The organism is Mycolicibacterium sp. XJ1819 (assembly GCF_053483675.1).
In genome coordinates this window covers 54,776-75,726 of record NZ_JBEFST010000014.1, presented here as the reverse complement: position 1 = coordinate 75,726, position 20,951 = coordinate 54,776, and the positions used below count along the sequence as shown (strand labels likewise).

The following is a 20,951-nucleotide window of genomic DNA, read 5'->3' as shown; positions in this document are numbered from 1 at the left end:
AATGACTCCTGACCTCGATCTCCGAATTGTTCGCGCGCAGGGGTGAGACCTGCGTCACAGGCAGGTGGTTCCCAGACGGCCCCGAGACCAAACGTCGCATCTAGACTGGGTTCGTGGCGAAACTGCAGTTGGTCCAGGATCCGGAAGCCGATGCGTTGCTGGAGGCAAATCCGTTCGCATTGCTGATCGGGATGCTGCTCGACCAGCAATACCCGATGGAGGCGGCCTTTGCCGGGCCGAAGAAGATCGCCGACCGCATCGGCGGTCTGGACCCCGGGGTGATCGCCGACTACGACCCGGAGAAGTTCGCCGAGTTGTGCTCGAAAACGCCTGCGGTACATCGCTTTCCGGGGTCGATGGCCAAGCGCATCCAGGCGCTGGCGCAACTGGTGGTCGACCAGTACGGCGGTGACGCGGCAGCGCTGTGGACCGCGGGCGACCCCGACGGGCCTGAGGTGCTTCGTCGGCTCAAGGCACTGCCCGGCTTCGGCGAGCAGAAGGCCAAGATCTTCCTCGCGCTGCTGGGAAAGCAGTACGGGGTGACCCCGCAGGGTTGGCGCAAGGCCGCCGGCGACTATGGCAAGGCCGGGTCGTACATGTCGGTCGCCGACGTGGTCGATGCCGGGTCGTTGGAGAAGGTGCGTTCCTACAAGAAGGAAGCAAAGGCGAAGGCCAAGGCCGCCAAGTCCCAGTGATCTCGCTCAGCGGTTGAGCGCCGTGTCCAACTGCGCCAGAGTCCTGACGATCCGGGCGACGACGCGTCCGGTCGACGTGCCGGTGTCCAGGCCCTCCTTCAGGGCCCGCAGCCTGATCCCGCGGTCGGTGAGGTCGGCGATGGTCCGGGTCACTTCGGTCGTGGAGCGGCCCAGCCGATCGAGCGCGACGACCACGACGGTGTCGCCCGACCGGGCGTAGCTGAGCATCGCGTGCAGGCCCGCGCGCATCCGGTCGGCGGATTCGGAGAGCCTGTCGGTGAACACCCGCCTCGGGTCCACGCCCGCGGCGTTGAGCTCCGCGAGCTGACCGTCCAGTGTCTGTCCGGCGGAGCTTGCTGTGGCGTACCCCAGCATGCAGGTCACGAGCTCAAGATCGCATGCCTGACGCGTTCGGGGAAGGGTCGAGGCCGGCTGGGCGCCGAACTGTTACCGAACGTCAACCGACAGCGGCCGGCCGTCGAAGCGTTCGAGGGTGGCGATCTCCGACACCGGTCTGCGGGTGAGTTTCTTGACCTGCTTGACGGGCTTGCCGATCGGCAGCAGCGCGGCGACCGCGTAGTTGTCCGGAATTCCGAGCAGCTCTTTGACCCGGGGTTCCTCGGCGACGGCGGCGGTGGTCAGGACCCCGCCGCAACCCTCGTTGCGCGCGGCCAACAGGATGTTCCACACGAACGGATAGACCGAGGCGCCCGCGATCAGGCCCACCCGGTCGAGGTGCTGATCGAACGCCGCGACGACGCCCAGGTCGACGCACACCACCAGCACCGCGTCGGCCCCGCGCAGCGGCGACTGGTCCGGCACCTTGACCGCGGCGACGGTCTGCTCGTCGACACCGCACGGCTGCAGCGGATTCCACGGGCTCTCGCCGTTGCGCAGTTGGGCGATGTAGCGCTTGGTGCCCGGAATGGTGCATTCGATGAGCGCTTCGCGGGTCTGCGTGTCGCGGACGACGATGACGCGGTTGCCCTGCCGGTTGCCGCCGCTGGGGGCGAACCGCGCGTTGTCGAGGATCCGCTCGAGCGCGGCATCGGACACGGGCTCGCCGGTGAATTCGCGGGCGGCGAAGGTGGTGCGCATGACGTTGGACAGATCCATGGCTACATCCTGACGACTATCGAAGCGACGTATGCCAAGGTGATGGCATGAAAACACACCTGAACTGTCCCTGTGGCGAGTCGATCGTCGGCGAGAACGAGGACGACCTGGTGGAGAAGGCCCAGGTGCACCTGACCGAAAAGCACCCCGGCCGCGAGTACGACCGGGACGCCATCCTCTTCATGGCCTACTGACCCTTTTCCGCGGAAGCCGCGGAAAAAGACGGTGGCGAACTACGGAACGACGGTCGAGCCGATGGTCGGCATGAACTGACACTGCTTGTCAGTGGTGGTGACCCCGCCGAAGATCGTCGAGATGATGCTGCCCGAACCGGTGTCGACGATCGCGGTCAGCGTCGTCGGCCCCTCCGGGTTGATGTCGGAGCGCGGCTTGAGTGTGGCGCTGCCCGATTTGCCGGTGCTCAGGTTGACCCAGGTGACGTTCAACGGCAACGCCTGCTCGGCCGCGGGTCCGGGGGTGCCGATCGCGGTGAACACGTAGGCGGTCTGGCCCGGGCCCGGCCCGGGAGTCGGGATCTTGGCGGGCCCGGCCACCGAAATCGCTGTCGCGAGCACGTTTCCACCGTCCACCAGGCACCCGTTGCTGATCGACGGGTACATGAAGTCCTGCGTCGGCGGGGCGTCGGGGCCGAACGCCGGGCCGGGCGCACCCTCGGGGGCCGGCGGGGCCGGTGCGGGGGCCGGTGCCGCCTCGGGTGCGGGGGCCGGGGCGTCGACGGGAGCGGCCTCGGGCGCCGGCGGGGGAGCCGGGATCGCCTCGGCAGCCTCCGGCGCCGGCCCCACGGCGTGTGCCGGGTTGATGCCTGCGGGGAGGTGCGCCTGCGTGCCCGGCACCGCACCGGGCGCAGGCACGTGTGCGGCGGCGATCTGGTTGACCGCGGTGGCCACATTGCGGGACTCCGGCGGTGCCACGGCGTCACCGGCGAACACCGCGGCGGCGGCCATCAGCGACGACGCGGCGTTCGTCGGGTCCGAGGCCGCCTGCTGGATGACGGGGGCAAGGTTCTGCACCGCCGACAGTCCCGGTGCCTGCAGCCCGTCGATCGGCGAGGGCGGCGCGGGCTGGGCTTGGGCGACCCCGGACACGCCGCCGAACAGCAGCGTGACCGAGGAGCCGACCGCGACGGCGGCGGTGGCGAGCATCGTCCGAGTTGACATGTCTACCCCAATGCGTGGTTGTGGTTGGTCAGTGATGGTCGATGTCGTCCGCCGGTATGCCCAACGATCAGGGCAACGCAGAAAGCGGTGAGAACACCGGCGCGGGAGCGGTCGCCACCGGCGCTGCCGGCGTCGTCGCCGGCGCCGAGGGCAGCAGCCCCGACAACGGCAGCCCCTGGGGCATCAGCGACGCGAGCCCGGTGGGCAGCCCCGACAGCACGTTCTGCGGCGTGGTCGCCGGAGCCGTGGTCGCCGGCGTGTTCAGCGGCGCGGCCGCCCCGGGAAGTGACGACGGCTGCGGAAGGGTGACCGACGCGGTGGCGCTGGGCGGCGGGGTGGCCGGCGCGGCGGGAGTCTGAGCGCTGCCGAGCAACGTCGTCACGCCCTGCATCAACTGGGTGGCCGCGGCGGGGTTCGCCAACTGCTGAAGGAATGGCAGGCCCGGCACGGCCGGGGCGGGCGGTGTCGGCGCCGGTTGAGCACCTGCGGTGGCGCTGAGCGCCAGTGCGGCCGAGACCGCCCCTGCAGCGGCGATCATCGTGGTTGCGAACAGTTTTCCGGTGCTGTGCATTGTTCTCCCAATCCGTTTGTTGGCACGCCTGCGCCCGAAGCTACGGCGTTACTGGTGTTACTCAAGTGACACGTGTGGCGGTTATTCAACCGTTACGGATGCGAAGGGTTTTGGTGACCGGACCGTAGAGTCGGAGGAATCGACACCTCGACCGCCGCCGTCTCGACCGCCCGGCGCCGGCCCGTTGGGCTGGCCGCCGCGGCCCCGGTCGTGCTGATCGTCAGCGTCGCCGTGCGGCTGGCGTGGACGTACTTCGTGCCCAACGGCGCCAACTTCGTCGACCTGCACGTCTACGTCGGCGGTGCCGGAACGCTGGCCGGCCCCGGGGCCTTGTACGACTACGTCTACGCCGATCAGACGCCTGACTTTCCGCTGCCGTTCACCTATCCGCCGTTCGCGGCCGTGGTGTTCTATCCGCTGCACCTGCTGCCGTTCGACCTGGTCGCGTTCGTGTGGCAGTTGGGCATCGTCGCGGCCCTCTACGGCGTGGTGCGGATGAGCCAGCGACTGCTGGGCGCAGGCGGACGCGGCACCGCCATGCTGTGGACCGCGGTCGGGATCTGGATCGAACCGCTGCGCAGCACGTTCGACTACGGGCAGATCAACGTCCTGCTGGTGCTCGCGGTGCTCTACGCCGTGTACAGCACGCGATGGTGGTTGTCGGGTCTGCTGATCGGTCTTGCCGCCGGGGTGAAGCTGACGCCGGCGGTGTCGGGGCTGTACTTCGTCGGCGCCAGGCGGTGGGGCACCGCGGTGTTCTCTGCCGTCGTGTTCTTCGCCACCGTGGCGTTCTCCGCGTTGCTGATCAGGGGTGAAACCCGTTACTACTTCACCGAATTGCTCGGTGACGCCGACCGGGTCGGACCGATCGGCACGTCGTTCAACCAGTCATGGCGCGGCGCGATCTCCCGGATTCTCGGATACGACGCGGGATACGGGCCGTTGGTGGTAGCCGCGATCGCGGTGACCGCGCTGCTGGCGTGGCTGGCGTGGCGGGCGATCGGTGGCGCCGCAGACCGGCTGGGTGCGATCGTGGTCGTGAAGTTGTTCGGGCTGCTGCTCTCGCCGATCTCCTGGACGCATCACTGGGTCTGGTTGATTCCGCTGATGATCTGGCTGCTGCACGGGCCGTTGCGAGAACGGTTGGGTGCGCGCGTGCTGGGCTGGGGATGGCTGGTGTTGACGCTCATCGGGGTGCCGTGGCTGTTGAGCTTCGCCCAGCCGACGATCTGGGACATCGACCGACCGTGGTATCTGGCGTGGGCGGGGTTGGTCTACATCGTCGCGACGTTGGTCACGCTGGGGTGGATCGCCGCTACTGGTCGACGATCGCGTTGATCTCCTTGGCCATCTCGACGTCCTTGTCGGTGATACCGCCCTCGGAGTGCGTTACCAATGCGAATGTCACTGTCCGCCAGCGGATGTCGATGTCAGGGTGATGGTCTTTCTCCTCGGCCTTCTCGCCGACCCTTCGCACGGCGTCGATACCGTCGAGGAAGGCCGAAAATTTGATCGAGCGGCGCAGCGCGCCCTCGGCGCGTTCCCAGCCGGGAAGGTCGGGCAGTGCGGCGTCTACTTGGTCGTCCGTTAACACAGCCATACGTTCGACGGTATACCGTCAGCCGCAGTGTCAAACGAGAAGTCGAACCAGATCGTCGTCGCGGGGGCGCTGATCTCCGAGGGCTCGCTGCTGGTGGCCCAGCGGTCCCGGCCGCCGGAATTGGCCGGCCTCTGGGAGTTGCCCGGCGGTAAGGTCGCCGCGGGCGAAAGCGACGAGGCCGCGCTGGCGCGCGAGCTCAAAGAGGAACTCGGCGTGGCGGTGACCGTCGGTTCCCGCCTGGGCGCCGACGTCGCGCTGAGCGCGACGACCACCTTGCGCGCCTACCTCGTCACGCTGCTCGGAGGCACGTTGCATCCGCATGACCACCGGGCGCTGCGGTGGATCACCGTCGACGACCTCGACGGCCTGGCCTGGGTGCCCGCCGACCGCACCTGGCTAGCCGAACTCAGACAGGCTCTCGCCGGTTAGTCGTCAAACACCCGTCGCCACAGCCGAACTCGGGCTCACCCGCGACGCGCTCGCTTGTACACCTTCATCAATTGCTTGCCGCGCACCCCGTGCCGTTCGGCCTTTCGGACCTTGGCCACGACGACCGGACAGCGCTTGCATCGCGGCGAACTGCGGCAGCACTTCTTCTTCGGTTCGAGGTCGGCGAGCTTGGCGGGCTTCAAGTGACAGAAATCTCTCGTTTTCGTGATCAGCCCAGCGCACTGCGACAATCACCAGGTGAATTCGGGCCCCAAATTTCGGAACGTCGCCATCGTGGCACACGTCGACCATGGCAAGACCACCTTGGTCGACGCGATGCTGCGCCAATCGGGCGCGCTCACCCACCGGGGCGACGACACCACCGAACGGATCATGGACTCCGGTGACCTGGAGAAGGAAAAGGGCATCACGATCCTGGCCAAGAACACCGCGGTGCATCGGCATCACCCCGACGGGACGGTCACGGTCATCAACGTCATCGACACCCCGGGCCACGCGGACTTCGGCGGTGAGGTCGAGCGCGGCCTGTCCATGGTCGACGGTGTGCTGTTGCTCGTGGACGCCTCGGAAGGTCCGCTGCCGCAGACCCGTTTCGTGCTGCGCAAGGCCCTGGCCGCCCACCTTCCCGTCGTCCTGGTCGTCAACAAGACCGACCGACCCGATGCCCGCATCAAGGAGGTCGTCGACGCCAGCCACGACCTTCTGCTCGATGTCGCCGCGGACCTCGACGACGCGGCGCAGCAGGCCGCCGATCACGCGCTGGGCCTGCCGACGCTGTACGCCTCCGGCCGCGCGGGCGTCGTCAGCACCACCGCGCCCCACGACGGTCAAATCCCCGATGGTGACAACCTCGACCCGCTGTTCGACGTGCTGCTCGAACACATCCCGCCACCGAGCGGTGACCCGGACAGACCGCTTCAGGCCCTGGTCACCAACCTCGACGCGTCGGCATTTCTCGGCCGTCTCGCGCTGATCCGCATTCACAACGGCCGCATCAAGAAGGGTCAGCAGGTCGCGTGGATGCGTCAGGTCGACGGCGCCCCGGTGATCACCGGCGCCAAGATCACCGAACTGCTGGCCACCGAAGGCGTCGAGCGCACCCCGACAGACGAGGCGGTCGCCGGCGACATCGTCGCGGTCGCGGGGCTGCCCGAGATCATGATCGGCGACACGCTCGCCGACCCCGAGCATGCCCATGCGCTGCCCCGCATCACCGTCGACGAACCGGCCATCTCGGTCACCATCGGCACCAACACCTCGCCGCTGGCAGGTCGGGTGTCCGGCCACAAACTGACCGCCCGGATGGTCAAGTCGCGGCTGGACCAGGAACTCGTCGGCAACGTGTCGATCCGTGTCGTCGACATCGGCAGGCCCGACGCCTGGGAGGTGCAGGGCCGCGGGGAGTTGGCGCTGGCCGTGCTCGTCGAGCAGATGCGCCGAGAGGGCTTCGAGTTGACCGTCGGCAAGCCCCAGGTGGTCACCAAGACCGTCGACGGCACGCTGCACGAGCCGTTCGAGGAACTCACCATCGACTGCCCCGAGCAGTACGTCGGCGCGGTCACCCAGTTGATGGCCGCCCGCAAGGGACGGATGGAGGAGATGGCCAATCACGCCGCGGGCTGGGTGCGGATGGACTTCATCGTGCCCAGCCGCGGGCTGATCGGCTTTCGTACCGACTTCCTCACCGAGACGCGCGGCACCGGCATCGCCAACGCGGTGTTCGACGGCTACCGGCCGTGGGCCGGGGAGATCCGGGCCCGCCACACCGGCTCGCTGGTCTCAGACAGGACCGGCACCGTCACGCCGTATGCACTGCTCCAGCTCGCCGACCGCGGGCAGTTCTTCGTCGAACCGGGGGAGGACACCTACGAGGGCCAGGTGGTCGGCCTCAACCCGCGTGCCGAGGACCTCGACATCAACGTCACCCGGGAGAAGAAGCTGACGAACATGCGCAGCTCGACGGCCGACGTGATGGAGACGCTGGCCAAATCACTCGAACTCGACCTGGAGCGCGCGATGGAGTTCTGCGCACCCGACGAGTGCGTGGAGGTCACCCCGGAGGTGGTGCGGGTGCGCAAGGTCGAGCTCAACGCCGCCCATCGGGCCCGCGCGAAGGCTCGCGCCAAGGCGCGCAGTTAGCCTGCCGATACCCTGAACAGCGTGCCGGGCCCCCTACGCGTGATCGCCGCGATAACCGCGTTGATGACGTTGGTGTCGGGCTGCACGGTCAGCCCGCCCCCCGCTCCGCAGAGCACCGACACCACCCAGACGGCCGCGCCTCCGCCGCCCCGCCTGACCCAGATCATCATGGCCATCGATTGGATCGGCCCGGGCTTCAACCCGCATCTGGTGTCCGATCAGTCGCCGGTCAACGCGGCCATCAGCTCACTGGTCTTGCCCAGCTCGTTTCGGCCGATCCCCGACCCGAACACCCCGACGGGATCCCGGTGGGAGCTCGACCCCACGCTGCTGGAATCGGCGGAGGTGACCAGTGAGGACCCGTTCACCGTCACCTACAAGATCCGGCCCGAGGCGTCCTGGACCGACAACGCGCCGATCGGCGCCGACGACTTCTGGTTCCTCTGGCAGCAGATGGTCAGCCAGCCCGGGGTGGTCGATCCCGCGGGCTACGACCTGATCACCGGGGTGCAGTCGGTGGAGGGCGGTAAAACCGCGGTGGTCACGTTCTCACAGCCGTATCCGGCGTGGCGCGAACTGTTCAACGACATCCTGCCTGCCCACATCGTCAAGGACATCCCGGGCGGGTTCGCCGCCGGGTTGGCGCGCGCGCTGCCGGTCACCGGCGGCCAGTTCCGGGTGGAGAACATCGACCCGCAGCGCGACGAGATCCTGCTCGCCCGCAACGACCGCTACTGGGGACCGCCGGCCAAACCCGACCTGATGCTGTTGCGCCGGGGCGGGGATTCGGCGGCGCTGGCCGATTCGATCCGCAACGGGGACACGCAGGTGGCCCAGGTGCACGGCGGTGCGGCCGCTTTCGCGCAGCTGTCCGCCATTCCCGACGTGCGCACCGCGCGCATCGTCACCCCTCGCGTGATGCAGTTGACGCTGCGGGCCCAACAGCCGGCGCTGGCCGACTCGGCTGTGCGCAAGGCGCTGTTCGGGCTGCTCGACGTCGATCTGCTCGCCGCGGTGGGCGCCGGTGACGACAACACGGTGACGTTGGCGCAGGCGCAGGTCCGGTCGCCGTCGGATCCCGGTTACGTGCCGACGGCGCCGCCGGCGATGTCCAGGGAGGACGCGCTGGAACTGCTGGCGGACACCGGCTTCGAGGTCGAACCCGTGCAGACGCCGTCGCCGACGACGACGCCGGGCACGCCGGGGCCCGACCCCAACCGCGGCCGCATCACCAGAGACGGTGCACCGCTGACGTTGGTCATCGGGGTGGCGGCCAACGACCCGACATCGGTCGCGGTCGCCAACACCGCCGCCGATCAGCTGCGCAACGTCGGCATCACGGCGTCGGTTTCGGCCCTGGATCCGGTGGTGCTCTACGGTGACGCGCTGCCCAACAACCGGGTGGACGCGGTGGTGGGGTGGCGTCAGGCCGGCGGTGATCTGGCGACCGCACTGGCCTCGCGCTTCGGGTGTGCGGCGTTGGAGGCGACGCCGGTGTCGACGGCCGCACCGGCCACCCCGACAGAGCCGACCACGACCACCGCCGAAACCACCACGACCGCCGCTGAGCCGGTGCCGCCGCAGGCGACGACGGCCCCATCGCCGACACAGCTGCCCGGACCGCCACCGGGTGAGCTGGTGCAGGCGCCCAGCAATATCACCGGCATCTGCGACCGCAGCATCCAGCCCAAGATCGAGGCCGGACTCGACGGCACCGAGCCCATCGACGACGTCATCACCGCCGTCGAACCGCGGTTGTGGAACATGGCGACGGTGCTGCCGATCCTGCAGGACACCACGATCGTCGCGGCGGGGCCGAGCGTGCAGAACGTCAGCCTGTCCGGCGCCGTGCCGGTCGGCATCGTCGGCGATGCCGGCAATTGGGTCAAGACGCGCCAATAGACGAGCAATCGGCCCCCTTCCCGGGAAGGGGGCCGACCGTGTGCGGCGTGCCTACCGGATCACTCGGTGTTATTGCCCTCATCGGTGGGGCCGGGATTGTTGTCGTTGACGACGTTGCCGCGGCCGTCGTCGTTGTTGTCGTTGACGACGTTGCCGCCGCCACCCTCGCCGTCGCCTTCACCGTCTTCGTCATCGATGCCGTTCTCGTCGATGATGTCGTCGCCGAGGTCGTCGTCACCAAGGCCGGTGAATGTCGCGAACTCGGCGTCGTCGATATCGGTCGTCTCGACGAGTTCAGCCTCGGGTGGCGGGTCCACGACCTGAGTGACCAGATCCTGCACCGTCGGGACGAACCCGGGAAGGGTGATCTCGACGGGCAGCTCGACTTCGACGGGGCCGCCTGGGGTGGGCACCGTAAACTCCTCGAGTGCCACGCCCTGGTTGTTGATGAGCCCGCCGGCCAGGACGGTCGGGAACGGCTCGCCGATCGCCGCCAGGGTCGCCGCCGCCAGCGCGAGTTGGGGGTCGAGCCCGATCAGCTGATCCTCCAGCAGGGGCGACAGATTCGGGCCGTAGCCGCCGTTCACCACCCCGTCGATCAGGGTTGCCGGTGCGCCGATCAGCGCGTTGAGAACGCCGCCGATGTCACCGGAGCCCAGCGCGTTGACGACATTCTGGATCGCGGCGCCGGTTGCTCCCGTCCCGCTGATCAGTGATCCCAGCAGGCCGACGGAGCCGACGGCCAGGAGAGCGGCGGCCTCTTCTTCGGGCACCCCCAGGATCGGCGCGACGATCGGCGCGGGGATCTGGGCCAGCGTGACCAGGATCTGCGTGCCGAGGAATGCCAGCGAGTTGAACGCGTCTTCGATCTGCCGAGGTTCCTCGACCAGGGCGGTGGCCATCATTTCTCCGCCCCCCAGCTGATCCAACAGCTGCGTGACCAAGCCCTGCAGGGTGGGGATGACGCCCGGCACGGTCCAGGGCGGAAGCGCCATGAGAATGTTGCCCGGATTGATCAGCCCACCGGTCAGTGTGGTCGGGAACATCTCGCTGATCAGGCTCGCCACATTGGGCCCGAAATTCCCGTTCACGATGCCGTCGATGATCGTCGCCGGAGCCCCGATGAGCGCATTGAGAATGCCCACCGGGTCGCCGGTGCCCAGTCCGTCGACGATGTCCTGGACGGCGGCGCCGACGCCGCCCGGTCCGCTGATCAACGGCCCGAACAATCCCAGGGAGCCGATCGCGAGGAATGTCTCCGCCTCCTCCGGCTCCATGTCCAGGAGTTGTGCCACGAGGGGCGCGGGCAGTTTGGCGAGCGAGACCAACACCTCGGCGCCGACGAATGTCAGCTGGTTGATCGCGTCTTCGATCTCGCTGGCGGCAAGCTCGACCGGCGGCGCGAGTTGCACGGTGGGATTCGGAACCTGTACGTCCTGCGGCGTGAACTGAATCGGTGCGACAGCGATGGCGCTGGCGCCCACAATGGCCACCCCGGTGGTCAGGTACGGACGTAGACGTAGTGCGCGATGCTCGCGATGCATGAGTGCCTCCGTAGCTCGATGTTGATGGTCAGCGCACCCCGAACCTATGCCGCGTGTTAGCTCGGAGGTCCCGATTGGGCGCGAAAACCCTCATCCGACAGCAAACCGATTGCGGTATCAAATAGCTGCGTTAATGACGTGAAATTGCTGGTCAATCCCTTGATCAAAATTATCTACGGATCCGGCAAATTTGTTGCAGCCAACACCAAGCGGCCGTGCCGACGTCGATGTCTAGGAGCCGGGGAAAGCGGCACAGATTTTGCTGTGATTGGCGTTTATCACAGGAGTCTGTCGTCAGGTCATGGATTGCGACGGTTGCTGGCCGGTGCGGGTTTGCCGCGGAGTGCAACCCGGTCGTCACATCGGCACCAGCCTCCCCATTGGTAGCGGGGCCGTCGGCCGACGCTCGCCGGTAGGTCGACTTATGGCAATGCGCGGGCTCAGGCGGGCGACGGCTTCCGTAGTTAACTAACGCATACGTTAATTCAGTGTCCACCGGCTAAGTTTCTCGCCGGTAACCACGACGCGCGTGTCTCGAACCGGCGCGTAGCGTCACGAAGGTGTCCACGCCAGAGACCCCGCGCCTGTTGTTTGTGCACGCCCATCCCGACGACGAGACGCTGACCACCGGCGCGACGATCGCCCATTACGCCGCGCGTGGCGCTCGCGTACAGGTCGTCACCTGCACGCTCGGTGAGGAAGGTGAGGTGATCGGGGACCGCTGGGCCCGACTCGCCGTCGACGAGGCCGACCAACTCGGCGGCTTCCGGATCGGGGAGCTGACCGCGGCGCTCGAGGCGCTGGGCGCCGGTGAACCGACGTTCCTCGGCGGGGCCGGACGGTGGCGCGACTCGGGAATGGCGGGCACGCCGCCCCGCCGTCGTCAGCGGTTTGTCGACGCAGATCCTGACGAGGCGATCGGGGCGCTGGTGGCCATCATTCGGGAACTGCGCCCGCACGTCGTCGTCACCTATGACCCGAACGGCGGATACGGCCACCCGGACCACATCCACGCCCATGAGGTGACCACCGCCGCCGTCGCCGCCGCGAGCGGGCCCGATTTTCCCGGCGACCCGTGGACGGTGCCCAAGACGTACTGGACGGTGATGTCGAAGTCGGCGATGGCCGCCGGTCTGGACGCGCTCGACGACATCCCCTTGCAGTGGCTGCGGGTGTCGATCGAGGACGTGCCGTTCGGACACCCCGACGACGCGATCACCGCGGTGATCGATGCGCCCGACCAGCTGCCGGCGAAGGTGGCCGCATTACGGGCGCACGCGACGCAGGTGACCGTCTCGCCAGACGGCAGGTCGCTGGCGCTGTCGAACAACATCGCCATGCCGATCGGCGCCGTCGAGCACTACATCCTGGTCTCCGGTCACCCCGGCGACCGCGACGCGCGCGGATGGGAGACCGACCTACTGGCGGGGTTGAACCTCCGATAGGCACAATCCGACGGAGTAAGCTGCCGGACATCCAACGGCGCACGGAAGGATCGCAATGGACCAGGACCTCGATCCCAACCTGCAGCATTGGCAGGACAGATTCGACAACCTGCAGTGGGTGATCGGATCGATGGTGGCGCTGCTCGACAGCATCCCGACCTGAGCGCCCCCATACCGAAAACCAGCCGTTTGCGCGCGGTGGTCCTGGCGCTGCTTGCGGTCGACGGCGTGCTCAGCGCGATAGCGGGAACGTTCTTCCTCCAGCTTTATATCGGCTCGGTGCCGTTTCCCATCAGCGCGCTGATCTGTGGCGTGGTCAACGCGGCGCTGGTGTGGGCCGCATTGCAGTGGACCTCGGAGTTGCCGCTGGCAGGGCTACCGCTGTGGTCCTGGCTTCTGACGCTGGCGGTGCTGGCACTCGGCGGACCCGGTGACGACATCGCGTTCGGAGGTGTGGGAATCATGGGATTCGCGCCGCTTCTGCTCATCGCACTTGGCACGCTGCTGCCGGCCGCGGTGTTGTGGCGGCACGTGCGCGCATGACGGGTCGCTGAGTCAGGTCCCGGCGTCGGTCGCGTTCGGGCCAGGCTCGTCGGTGGTCGCGGTGGTGGTCGTCGTATCGCCGAGCGCGGTCGGCACTCCCGTGGCGACGTTGTCGGTGGTGTCGACGATCGTGGTCGCCTCGGGGGCGTCGGAATCGTCTGCGAATGGGCCGTCGACGTCGTCGACGTCGTCGGCGAGCGTCGGTTCGATGTCGAGTTCGGGAATCTCGTCGTGCGCGTCGATTTGCGACGTCACGATGGCGCTCTCCGTGACGGTTTTCTCGAGGGTCTTCTTGAGTCTGGTGTCGACGTCGGTGTCGTCCACGAAGCCCGCCGACGGTTCCTCGACCAATTCGCTCGACGCGGCCCTCGTCATCTCGACGTCCGCGAAGGTCTGCTCGGCCGCCGGCAGCGGCGGCAGTGGAGGCAACGGCGGCAGCGGCGGCAGGAAACTGAGCGCCCACGCGATCTCGGCGTTGACGAAGGCCACGCCCGCGGCAATGGACTCGTTGACGAAGTCCGCGAACGCTGAACCGATCGACTGGCCGCCGATGACGTCGGCGATGTTGAACACCGCGCTCTGCACGACGGATTCGCCGAGGTTGTAGAAGATGCCGATCTGCGGAGCCAACAGGCCGATCCCGGGGATCCAGCCGACCGCGTACTGCGCAAGCGACACGCCGTAGGCCACCCACGGTTCGACGGTGTTGTAGGTCGCGATGATCGCGTTGGCCAGGCCGGGGAACGCGAGCAGGCTCTGCGTCTGCGGGGGCTCGGCTGCCACCGCGTCGAGTAGTACAGACGGGCCGTCTTGTCCCTGCACCACGCCGGGGCGGGCGTGGGCCATCAGCACAACGGTGGCCGGCGGGCCGGCGGAGGGTGGCGGCGCTGCCGGCGTGGCTGCCGGGGCCGTCACGATGACACCGGAACCGACCACGGCGATGCCGGTCATCAATGCTGCGCAGGCGGAGATCTTCACGATCGCCCCTCCTCGTCGGGGATAGCGGTCGGGGATGACGCGATTGTGCTCAAACTTACGCCGGAGTCAATCGTTGTCGGCGGATTTCGCGGTGCGTGGACGTGCCGCGGTCGACGCCAACCAGCAGGGACTACTGTGGCCGATATGTCAGGCGCAGTGGTGTGGCGACGGTTGGATGCGCGGATGATATTCGTCGACGACGGGGTTACACGGGAGTGGCCCTGAACCCCCAGCGCGGCGTCGACCTGCCTAACCCGGTGGCCTCACCGAAACCCGACGCGGTGCCCCCTGCCGCCATGCGCCGGGTATTGCGGCGTGCTCGTGACGGGGTGGCGCTGAACGTCGAAGAAGCCGCTCTGGCCATGACCGCCCGCGGCGACGACCTGGCCGATTTGTGCGCGAGCGCCGCCAGGGTCCGCGACGCCGGTCTGGAATCGGCCGGTCGTCGTGGCGACACCGGTCGGCTACCGATGACCTACTCGCCCAAGGTGTTCATCCCGGTCACCCACCTGTGCCGCGACACCTGCCATTACTGCACGTTCGTCACCGTTCCCCCGAAGCTGCGCGCGGCCGGGATGGGGATGTACATGGAGCCCGACGAGATTCTCGACGTGGCGCGGCGCGGGGCCGAAATGGGCTGCAAGGAAGCACTGTTCACCCTCGGGGATCGGCCGGAGGCACGGTGGGACGAGGCCAAGCAGTGGCTCGACGAACGCGGCTATGACTCGACGCTGGACTATGTGCGCGCGATGGCCATCCGCGTGCTGGAGGAGACCGGCCTGCTGCCGCACCTGAACCCCGGCGTGATGAGTTGGTCGGAGCTCTCGAGGCTCAAGCCGGTGGCGCCGTCGATGGGGATGATGCTGGAAACCACCTCGCGGCGGCTGTTCGAGACCAAGGGCCTGGCCCACTATGGCAGCCCGGACAAGGATCCGGCGGTGCGACTGCGCACGCTCGATGACGCGGGGCGGTTGTCGATCCCGTTCACCACGGGTCTGCTGGTCGGTATCGGGGAGACGCTGACCGAACGCGCCGAGACTATCCATGCGATTCGCCGCTCGCACAAGGAATTCGGGCATGTTCAGGAAGTGATCGTGCAGAACTTCCGGGCCAAGGACCATACGGCGATGGCGTCGGTGCCGGACGCGGACTTCGAGGATTTCGTGGCCACGGTGGCCGTCACCCGGTTGGTGATGGGCCCCAAGGTGCGCGTGCAGTCGCCGCCGAACCTGGTGTCGCGCGAGGAGTGCATGGCGCTGATCGGTGCGGGTGTCGACGACTGGGGCGGGGTGTCGCCGCTGACGCCCGACCACGTCAATCCGGAACGGCCGTGGCCGGCGTTGGACGAACTGTCCGCGGTCACCTCCGACGGCGGCTACGACCTGGTCCAGCGGCTCACCGCCCAACCGCAGTACGTGCGGGCCGGTGCGGCGTGGATCGACCCGCGGGTGCGTGGCCACGTCGACGCGCTGGCCGACCCGGACACCGGTCTGGCCCGCGACGTCAACCCCGTCGGCCGGCCGTGGCAGGAGCCCGACGAGGCGACCCAGTCGCTGGGCCGGGTGGATCTGCACACCGCGATCGACACCGAAGGCCGACGCAGCGAGACCCGCAGCGACCTGGGTAGCGCATTCGGCGACTGGGAGTCGATCCGGGAGAAGGTCTCCGAATTGGCGGCACGGGCGCCCGAGCGCATCGACACCGACGTGCTCTCGGCGCTGCGCTCGGCCGAGCGTGATCCCGCGGGCCTTTCTGACGCGGCGTACCTCGCGTTGGCGACCGCCGACGGGTCCGCATTGGATGCCGTTGCTGCGCTGGCTGATTCGCTGCGCCGTGACGCGGTCGGCGAGGACGTGACGTTCGTCGTCAACCGCAACATCAACTTCACCAACATCTGCTACACCGGGTGTCGGTTCTGCGCGTTCGCGCAACGCAAGGGCGACGCCGACGCCTACTCGCTGTCGACCGACGAAGTCGCCGACCGGGCGTGGCAGGCCCACGTCGCCGGCGCGACCGAGGTGTGCATGCAGGGCGGCATCGACCCGGAACTGCCCGTCACCGGGTACGCCGACCTGGTGCGGGCGGTCAAGGCCCGGGTGCCCTCGATACATGTGCACGCCTTCTCGCCGATGGAAGTCGTCAACGGCGCCGCCAAGAGTGGTCTGTCGATCCGGGACTGGCTGATCTCGCTGCGCGAGGCCGGCCTGGGATCGATTCCCGGTACTGCCGCGGAGATCCTCGACGACGAGGTGCGCTGGGTGTTGACCAAGGGCAAGTTGCCGACCTCGGCGTGGATCGAAGTGGTCACCACCGCGCATGAGGTTGGCCTGCCGTCCAGTTCGACGATGATGTACGGCCACGTCGACACGCCGCGGCACTGGGTGGGCCATCTTCGCGTGCTGCGTGAGATCCAGGACCGCACCGGCGGGTTCACCGAGTTCGTGCCGCTGCCGTTCGTACACCAGAGCTCGCCGCTGTATCTGGCCGGCGGCGCACGGCCGGGCCCGACACACCGCGACAATCGCGCTGTACACGCGCTGGCCCGGATCATGCTGCACGGCAGCATCTCCAACATCCAGACCAGTTGGGTCAAGCTCGGTACCGAGCGCACGCAGGTGATGCTCAACGGCGGCGCCAACGATCTCGGCGGCACGCTGATGGAGGAGACCATCTCGCGGATGGCGGGTTCGGAGTTCGGGTCGGCCAAGAGCGTCGAGGAACTCGTCGCGATCGCTGAGGGCATCGGCCGGCCCGCCCGCCAACGCTCGACGACCTATACGCCACTCGCGGCCTGACCTACCTTTTTTACGGCGAGCGTGCGCGTCTGCGGGCGACACGCCGTCGGAAAATCCGAGTTCGCGCACGCTCGCGTCGGAAATCAGTCAATTCCTGACCCGAAGCCGGAATTAACCGGACCCTAGTCCGGTTGCATGGAGAAGTGCCGATCGTCGGCACCCCCATGACTGACCAAGACCGAAGGAGAGCAAGCATGACTACCGCAGTGGCCACTGGCCTGAGCACCGGAACCTGGACCGTCGACCCCGCTCACTCGACCGTGGGATTCTCCGTACGCCACCTGATGGTGAGCAAGGTGCGCGGCACGTTCGACAAGTTCAACGGCACCATCACCGTCGCCGAGGACGGCACGCCGTCTGTCACCGCGGAGGTTGCCGTCGACTCGGTGAACACCCGCAACGAGCAGCGCGACGCCCACTTGCGGTCCGCCGAGTTCTTCGACGTCGAGAAGCACCCGACGGCGACGTTCACCTCCACGGCCGTGCGACCCGACGGCGACGACTACATCCTCGACGGCGACCTCACGATCAAGGGCATCACCAAGCCGGTCAGCCTCGCGCTGCAGTTCAACGGCGTCAACCCGGGCATGGGTGCCGGTGAGGTGGCGGGCTTCGAAGCTTCGGTGGTGTTGAACCGCCGCGACTTCGGCATCGACATCGACATGCCGCTGGAGACCGGTGGCGCCGTGGTCGGTGACAAGGTGACCGTCACGCTCGAGATCGAGGCGACCAAGCAGAAGTAGGGTGGCCGGCCGCGAGCGTGCGCCATCTCGGATTTTTCTACGGCGTGTCGGCCGCAGACGCGCACGCTCGCGGCGAAAAGGGGACGGGGGGTTACAGGCGGGCGGCCAGCTCGGTGCCCTGCTTGATGGCTCGCTTCGCGTCGAGTTCTGCCGCCAGCGCCGCGCCACCGATGATGTGTGGTTCGATGCCGCGGGCGCGCAGCTCGTCTTCGAGGTCACGCACTGAGTCCTGGCCCGCGCAGATCACGACATTGTCGACGTCGAGAACACGCGGATGGGCCCGCTTCGACCCGAAGCTGATGTGCAGCCCGGCGTCGTCGATCAGCTCGTAGTTGACGTTCGAGAGCTGTTCGACCCGCTTGGCTTTCAGCGAGGCGCGGTGTACCCAGCCGGTCGTCTTGCCCAACCGCTTGCCCTGCGGTCCCTTCGTGCGTTGCAGCAGATACACCTGGCGCGCAGGCGGGGAGGGGATGGGCGTCGTCAACGCTCCGCGCGCCTCGGCGGGGTCGGCGACGCCCCACTCCGCCTTCCACTCCTTGAGGTTGAGCGTCGGCGACTCGTCGGTCACCAGAAACTCGGCGACGTCGAATCCGATGCCGCCGGCGCCCACCACCGCCACCGATGCGCCGACCGGCTTACCCGAGATGGCCTCGGCGTAGGACAGCACCATCGGGTGGTCGATGCCGGGGATGTCGGGGATGCGCGGTGACACGCCGGTGGCCAGCACCACCTCGTCGAAACCGGTCAGGTCGTCGGCGCAGGCCCGCGTCGCCAGTCGCACGTCGACGCCGTGCTTGTCGAGCATCTGGCGGTAGTAGCGGATGGTCTCGTCGAACTCCTCTTTGCCGGGAATCCTTCGGGCCAAGTCGAATTGGCCTCCGATCATCTTTGCCGCCTCGAACAATGTCACCTGGTGGCCGCGTTGGGCGGCGGTGACGGCGGCGGCCAGCCCGGCTGGGCCCGCCCCGACCACCGCGACGCGTCTGGCGGTGCGCGTGGGTCCGAGCACCAGTGTGGTTTCGTGACCGGCGCGCGGATTCAACAGGCACGACACGGTTTTTCGGCCGAAGGCGTGATCCAGGCAGGCCTGGTTGCAGGCGATGCACGTGTTGATCTCGTCGGCCGCACCGTCGGCGGCCTTGCGCACCCAGTCGGGGTCGGCCAGCAGCGGGCGTGCCAGCGAGACAAGTTGGACTTGGCCCTCGGCCAGGATCTGCTCGGCGACCTGCGGCATGTTGATCCGGTTCGACGCGACCACCGGGATGTCCACGTGTTCGGCGAGTGCATTGCTGATGTCGACGAAGGCACTGTTGGGCACTGACGTCACGATCGTCGGCACCCGCGCTTCGTGCCAGCCGATGCCGGTGTTGACGATCGTCGCGCCGGCCGCCTCGATGTCGGTTGCCAGCGCGACGGTTTCGTCCCAGCTCTGGCCGTCCTCGACATAGTCGGCCATCGACATCCGGTAGCAGATGATGAAGTCGTCGCCGACGGCGGCGCGCGTGCGCCGGACGATCTCGACGGGAAAGCGCCTGCGCTTCTCGGCCGCGCCGCCCCACGCGTCGGTGCGCTTGTTCGTGCGTGGGGCGAGGAACTGGTTGATCAGATACCCTTCGCTGCCCATGATCTCGACGCCGTCGTAGCCGGCCTCGCGGGCCAGGACGGCACATCGGACGAAGTCGTCGATGGTGCCGCTGACATCTCGCAGCGCGCGGGGCTTGAACGGATTGATCGACGCCTTGATGGCCGAGGCGCTCACGGAAAACGGGTGATACGCATAGCGTCCCGCATGCAGGATCTGGAGCAAGATCTTGGCGCCCGCGTCGTGTACGCGTGCGGTGACGCGACGGTGCCTGCGCGCATCCGAAGACGTCAGCATCTGTGCGGCGAACGGCAGCAGCCAGCCGGTGCGATTGGGTGCGTACCCGCCGGTGATGATCAGTCCGACGCCGCCGCGGGCGCGTTCCTCGAAATATGCTGCGAGCCGGTCGATGTGGTGCGCCCGGTCCTCCAGGCCGGTGTGCATCGAGCCCATCACCACCCGATTGCGCAGCGTGGTGAAGCCAAGATCCAGCGGCGACAACAGGTTCGGATATGTCACGGTTTCCCCCGCGGGGGTGGGCCAAGGGCGGTTGTCACTTCGTCGAGCCAATCGATCGCGCTCTCCTCCGCCCGAATACCGCCGCGCAGCACGAGGTACTGGTGCAGGGCGCTACCGGTGAGCGCGCTCGGATCGGGGAACTGCCGCTTCTGATATCTCCGGTACACGTCGAGCAATTCGGCGCGTTCGGCGCGCAGTGCGCAGACCTGACTGCGCACTGCGTCGATGTCACCGTGCACTGCGCCGCGCACCTTGACCGCCAAGTCGCGGGTGCGATTGTCCGCGACGGTGCTGCCGCGACCGGACAGCGGTTCGGCGATCCAACGCGCCAATTCGGCACGCCCGCTGGGGGAAACGGTGTACACCTTCTTGTCCGGTCTGCCCTGCTGGACGACCGTCCTGGCGTGCACCCAGTTGTCGTTCTCCATCGTCCGCAGTGTGCGGTAGATCTGCTGATGGGTTGCGGCCCAGAAGTAACCGATGGACCGATCGAATCGACGGGCCAGCTCGTATCCCGACCCGGACTGTTCGCACAGCGCCACCAGAATCGCGTGCTGAAGGGCCACTCCCGCAGCTTAGGTTCCATGAGGCGTATATGCAATTGGTTGCACTGCATTTGCTTGCATAGGTGGGCCGATAGCGACCTGTATGTGCAACGTCTAGTATCAGTAACTACGCGCAACCCTTAACCGGGTGGCGCTGAAGTTAGGGCACACTAAGACGACCGCTCAGGTATCGACCACGCATACTTGCGGCGAAGTCACAGGGCGCCCGAACCCAGACCGGCAGCCCCACTGGACAGGAGATCGAGGAGACCTTCGTGACGTACACGATTGCCGAACCCTGCGTCGACATCAAAGACAAGGCATGTATCGAAGAGTGCCCGGTCGACTGCATCTACGAGGGTGCTCGCATGCTCTACATCCACCCGGACGAGTGCGTGGACTGCGGCGCCTGTGAACCGGTCTGCCCCGTCGAGGCCATCTATTACGAAGATGATGTGCCCGACCAGTGGAGCGAGTACACACAGATCAACGCCGACTTCTTCGTCGAGCTCGGTTCGCCGGGCGGCGCGTCGAAGGTGGGCATGACCGAAAACGATCCCCAGGTGGTCAAGGATTTGCCACCCCAAGGCGAGGGCGACTGAACGG

At 67.5% G+C, this 20,951-nt stretch carries 21 protein-coding genes; 11 read left to right on the top strand and 10 right to left on the bottom strand.

Annotated features, from left to right (window positions below; all coding sequences use genetic code 11):
* Positions 1-113: 113 nt before the first annotated feature.
* The gene (locus ABQE89_RS16750; protein ID WP_448418537.1) at positions 114-695 is read left to right on the top strand and encodes an HhH-GPD-type base excision DNA repair protein; all 582 of its coding nucleotides are present in this window, start codon (positions 114-116) and stop codon (positions 693-695) included.
* A 6-nt stretch (positions 696-701) separates the two neighbouring features.
* On the opposite strand, the gene ABQE89_RS16745 is transcribed toward ABQE89_RS16750, so the two are convergent.
* Together ABQE89_RS16745 and ABQE89_RS16740 are read right to left on the bottom strand one after the other, a co-directional pair.
* Positions 702-1,079 carry a recombinase family protein gene (locus ABQE89_RS16745; protein ID WP_448418535.1) on the bottom strand — a complete coding sequence of 126 codons (378 nt, stop codon included), beginning with the start codon at positions 1,077-1,079 and terminating at the stop codon, positions 702-704.
* A 63-nt stretch (positions 1,080-1,142) separates the two neighbouring features.
* Complete coding sequence (locus ABQE89_RS16740; protein WP_448418533.1) at positions 1,143-1,811, bottom strand: nitroreductase family protein; 669 nt, start codon at positions 1,809-1,811, stop codon at positions 1,143-1,145.
* Between the two features lie 47 nt (positions 1,812-1,858).
* Here ABQE89_RS16740 and ABQE89_RS16735 point away from each other — a divergent pair, with 47 nt between their 5' ends.
* Entirely contained in the window at positions 1,859-2,005 is a 147-nt protein-coding gene (locus tag ABQE89_RS16735; RefSeq protein WP_448418531.1) for a DUF1059 domain-containing protein, read from the top strand.
* Between the two features lie 39 nt (positions 2,006-2,044).
* Here the strand turns inward: ABQE89_RS16735 and ABQE89_RS16730 are convergent, their stop codons facing one another.
* On the bottom strand, positions 2,045-2,989 hold the full coding sequence (locus ABQE89_RS16730) for an Rv1157c family protein (protein ID WP_448418529.1): 945 nt from the start codon (positions 2,987-2,989) through the stop codon (positions 2,045-2,047).
* 67 nt (positions 2,990-3,056) lie between these two features.
* Positions 3,057-3,560, bottom strand: a complete 504-nt coding sequence (locus tag ABQE89_RS16725; RefSeq protein WP_448418527.1) for a hypothetical protein — start codon at positions 3,558-3,560, stop codon at positions 3,057-3,059.
* 138 nt (positions 3,561-3,698) lie between these two features.
* Between ABQE89_RS16725 and ABQE89_RS16720 the strand changes: the two genes are divergently transcribed.
* Complete coding sequence (locus ABQE89_RS16720; RefSeq protein ID WP_448418770.1) at positions 3,699-4,898, top strand: mannosyltransferase; 1,200 nt, start codon at positions 3,699-3,701, stop codon at positions 4,896-4,898.
* On the opposite strand, the gene ABQE89_RS16715 is transcribed toward ABQE89_RS16720, so the two are convergent.
* Positions 4,876-5,160, bottom strand: coding sequence for a 4a-hydroxytetrahydrobiopterin dehydratase (locus tag ABQE89_RS16715; RefSeq protein ID WP_448418525.1), 285 nt, complete (start codon positions 5,158-5,160; stop codon positions 4,876-4,878). The two genes, ABQE89_RS16720 and ABQE89_RS16715, sit on opposite strands and share 23 nt — an antisense overlap.
* Before the next feature lie 27 nt (positions 5,161-5,187).
* Between ABQE89_RS16715 and ABQE89_RS16710 the strand changes: the two genes are divergently transcribed.
* Entirely contained in the window at positions 5,188-5,589 is a 402-nt protein-coding gene (locus tag ABQE89_RS16710) for a (deoxy)nucleoside triphosphate pyrophosphohydrolase (RefSeq protein ID WP_448418523.1), read from the top strand.
* Positions 5,590-5,624: 35 nt separating this feature from the next.
* Here the strand turns inward: ABQE89_RS16710 and ABQE89_RS16705 are convergent, their stop codons facing one another.
* Complete coding sequence (locus tag ABQE89_RS16705) at positions 5,625-5,792, bottom strand: hypothetical protein (protein ID WP_448418521.1); 168 nt, start codon at positions 5,790-5,792, stop codon at positions 5,625-5,627.
* Positions 5,793-5,847: 55 nt separating this feature from the next.
* On the opposite strand from ABQE89_RS16705, the gene typA reads away from it, so the two are divergent.
* The gene (gene typA, locus ABQE89_RS16700) at positions 5,848-7,749 is read left to right on the top strand and encodes a translational GTPase TypA (RefSeq protein ID WP_448418519.1); all 1,902 of its coding nucleotides are present in this window, start codon (positions 5,848-5,850) and stop codon (positions 7,747-7,749) included.
* A gap of 63 nt (positions 7,750-7,812) precedes the next feature.
* A complete protein-coding gene (locus ABQE89_RS16695) occupies positions 7,813-9,651 on the top strand; it encodes an ABC transporter family substrate-binding protein (RefSeq protein WP_448418768.1) in 1,839 nt (612 codons plus the stop codon).
* 59 nt (positions 9,652-9,710) lie between these two features.
* Here ABQE89_RS16695 and ABQE89_RS16690 read toward each other — a convergent pair whose 3' ends face one another.
* Positions 9,711-11,195 carry a hypothetical protein gene (locus ABQE89_RS16690; RefSeq protein ID WP_448418517.1) on the bottom strand — a complete coding sequence of 495 codons (1,485 nt, stop codon included), beginning with the start codon at positions 11,193-11,195 and terminating at the stop codon, positions 9,711-9,713.
* A 560-nt stretch (positions 11,196-11,755) separates the two neighbouring features.
* On the opposite strand from ABQE89_RS16690, the gene mshB reads away from it, so the two are divergent.
* Positions 11,756-12,640, top strand: a complete 885-nt coding sequence (gene mshB, locus ABQE89_RS16685; protein WP_448418515.1) for an N-acetyl-1-D-myo-inositol-2-amino-2-deoxy-alpha-D-glucopyranoside deacetylase — start codon at positions 11,756-11,758, stop codon at positions 12,638-12,640.
* A gap of 114 nt (positions 12,641-12,754) precedes the next feature.
* Positions 12,755-13,183 carry a hypothetical protein gene (locus tag ABQE89_RS16680; protein WP_448418513.1) on the top strand — a complete coding sequence of 143 codons (429 nt, stop codon included), beginning with the start codon at positions 12,755-12,757 and terminating at the stop codon, positions 13,181-13,183.
* Positions 13,184-13,195: 12 nt separating this feature from the next.
* Here ABQE89_RS16680 and ABQE89_RS16675 read toward each other — a convergent pair whose 3' ends face one another.
* A complete protein-coding gene (locus ABQE89_RS16675; RefSeq protein ID WP_448418511.1) occupies positions 13,196-14,161 on the bottom strand; it encodes a hypothetical protein in 966 nt (321 codons plus the stop codon).
* A gap of 215 nt (positions 14,162-14,376) precedes the next feature.
* Here ABQE89_RS16675 and ABQE89_RS16670 point away from each other — a divergent pair, with 215 nt between their 5' ends.
* Positions 14,377-16,956, top strand: coding sequence for a bifunctional FO biosynthesis protein CofGH (locus tag ABQE89_RS16670; protein ID WP_448418509.1), 2,580 nt, complete (start codon positions 14,377-14,379; stop codon positions 16,954-16,956).
* A 194-nt stretch (positions 16,957-17,150) separates the two neighbouring features.
* Positions 17,151-17,699 (top strand): YceI family protein, encoded by a 549-nt coding sequence (locus tag ABQE89_RS16665; RefSeq protein WP_448418507.1) that lies wholly within the window; start codon positions 17,151-17,153, stop codon positions 17,697-17,699.
* 91 nt (positions 17,700-17,790) lie between these two features.
* Here ABQE89_RS16665 and ABQE89_RS16660 read toward each other — a convergent pair whose 3' ends face one another.
* Together ABQE89_RS16660 and ABQE89_RS16655 are read right to left on the bottom strand one after the other, a co-directional pair.
* Positions 17,791-19,851, bottom strand: coding sequence for an FAD-dependent oxidoreductase (locus tag ABQE89_RS16660; protein ID WP_448418505.1), 2,061 nt, complete (start codon positions 19,849-19,851; stop codon positions 17,791-17,793).
* Positions 19,797-20,366: a PadR family transcriptional regulator gene (locus tag ABQE89_RS16655; protein WP_448418503.1), complete on the bottom strand. Its 570-nt coding sequence runs from the start codon at positions 20,364-20,366 to the stop codon at positions 19,797-19,799. Before ABQE89_RS16655 ends, ABQE89_RS16660 begins: the two co-directional genes overlap by 55 nt.
* Before the next feature lie 254 nt (positions 20,367-20,620).
* Here ABQE89_RS16655 and fdxA point away from each other — a divergent pair, with 254 nt between their 5' ends.
* Positions 20,621-20,947 carry a ferredoxin gene (fdxA, locus tag ABQE89_RS16650; protein WP_448418501.1) on the top strand — a complete coding sequence of 109 codons (327 nt, stop codon included), beginning with the start codon at positions 20,621-20,623 and terminating at the stop codon, positions 20,945-20,947.
* The last annotated feature ends 4 nt before the right edge of the window (positions 20,948-20,951 follow it).

Excerpts from the sequence above, each read along its gene's own strand:
- ABQE89_RS16740 (WP_448418533.1), bottom strand. The coding sequence starts at position 1,811 with ATGGATCTGTCCAACGTCATGCGCACCACCTTCGCCGCCCGCGAATTC.
- ABQE89_RS16735 (WP_448418531.1), top strand. The coding sequence starts at position 1,859 with ATGAAAACACACCTGAACTGTCCCTGTGGCGAGTCGATCGTCGGCGAG.
- ABQE89_RS16730 (WP_448418529.1), bottom strand. The coding sequence starts at position 2,989 with ATGTCAACTCGGACGATGCTCGCCACCGCCGCCGTCGCGGTCGGCTCC.
- ABQE89_RS16725 (WP_448418527.1), bottom strand. The coding sequence starts at position 3,560 with ATGCACAGCACCGGAAAACTGTTCGCAACCACGATGATCGCCGCTGCA.
- ABQE89_RS16715 (WP_448418525.1), bottom strand. The coding sequence starts at position 5,160 with ATGGCTGTGTTAACGGACGACCAAGTAGACGCCGCACTGCCCGACCTT.
- ABQE89_RS16695 (WP_448418768.1), top strand. The coding sequence starts at position 7,813 with ATGACGTTGGTGTCGGGCTGCACGGTCAGCCCGCCCCCCGCTCCGCAG.
- ABQE89_RS16690 (WP_448418517.1), bottom strand. The coding sequence starts at position 11,195 with ATGCATCGCGAGCATCGCGCACTACGTCTACGTCCGTACCTGACCACC.
- ABQE89_RS16665 (WP_448418507.1), top strand. The coding sequence starts at position 17,151 with ATGACTACCGCAGTGGCCACTGGCCTGAGCACCGGAACCTGGACCGTC.